This window comes from Paragemmobacter straminiformis, from assembly GCF_014243445.1.
In the GTDB taxonomy this organism is placed as follows: Bacteria; Pseudomonadota; Alphaproteobacteria; order Rhodobacterales; family Rhodobacteraceae; genus Paragemmobacter; species Paragemmobacter straminiformis.
Genome location: NZ_JACLQD010000015.1, coordinates 1 through 1,365, shown reverse-complemented (window position 1 = coordinate 1,365; position 1,365 = coordinate 1). Strand labels below are relative to the sequence as shown.

The following is a 1,365-nucleotide window of genomic DNA, read 5'->3' as shown; positions in this document are numbered from 1 at the left end:
AACGACCAGCTATACGGCGGGATCGGTTCTGACAGTGTTGATGGGGGCAGCGGGAATGATGTTGTTGACGGTGGGGACGGGGCTGACACGCTGAAGGGGGGTGTCGGGAACGACACGCTGCTGGGCGGTGGCGGGGACGATCTGTTCGTTCTGGCCTCCGGCTTCGGTGCCGACAGCATTCTGGGCGGCGAGACGGGCGAGACGACGGGTGACACGCTCGACGGCTCGGCGCTGACCGAGAGCGTGACGCTGACGCTGGCGACGCCCGAGTCGGGCACCTTGTCCGGCGCCTCGGGGACGCTGGGCTTCGGCGAGATCGAGAAGGTGCTGCTGGGGTCGGGCAATGACACGGTCATCGGTTCGGGCGGCAATGACGCCATCGACGGCGGGGCGGGCAACGACTCGGTCGCGGGCGGTGACGGCAATGACACGGCGCTGGGCGGCACGGGTGACGACACGGTCGACGGCGGCGCGGGCAATGACTCGGTCGCGGGCGGGTCGGGCAATGACTCGGTCGGGGGCGGCGCGGGCAATGACACGGTCGACGGCGGCACGGGCGACGACACGGTCGCGGGCGGTGACGGCAACGACAGCGTGGCGGGCGGCGATGGCAACGACAGCCTCGACGGCGGCGCGGGCAACGACACGGTCGACGGCGGCGCGGGCGACGACACGGTCGCAGGCGGTGACGGCAACGACAGCGTGGCGGGCGGCGACGGCAATGACAGCCTCGACGGCGGCGCGGGCGACGACACGCTGAACGGCGGCCTTGGCAACGACACGCTTTCGGGCGGTGCCGGCAATGACAGCCTCGACGGGGGTGACGGTTCAGACAGCCTGTCGGGCGGCGACGGGGCCGATACGCTTGCGGGCGGCAACGGCGACGACGACTTCCTGCTTGGCGCGGGGGATGTGGCCTATGGCGGGTCGGGCGACGACGAGTTCCGCTTCGATCCGACCACGGCGGCGGGCACCATCACCCTGCAGGGTGGCGAGACGGTCGAGGACCTGAGCGATCCGTCCAACAACCCCGGCGGCCGCATCGGCGACGTGCTTGACCTGACGGGTCTGACCAATGTCGTGGTCACCTATTCCAACCCCGATCCGCTGACCGGCAAATCGGAAAGCGGCACGGTGACCTATACCAATGGCGCGGGCCAGACGGTCACGGTGAACTTCTCCGAGATCGAGCAGGTTCTGGTCAGCCCGAACGGCACGGTCGACGGCACCGCCGCAGGCGACAGCATGACGCCCACCAGCGGACCGGGGGGCACGCCCTATGTCGATGCGCAGGGCGACCAGATCGACGGGGCCGACGGTGCCGATGATGTGGTGGCCGCAGGCGCGGGCAACGACACGGTCGAT

1 protein-coding gene is annotated in these 1,365 nt (G+C 70.0%); it reads left to right on the top strand.

Features of this window, described 5'->3' with window-relative positions:
* Positions 1-1,365, top strand: a 1,365-nt coding sequence (locus H7F16_RS19490; protein WP_185799311.1) for a calcium-binding protein, incomplete at both ends; no start/stop codon positions are given.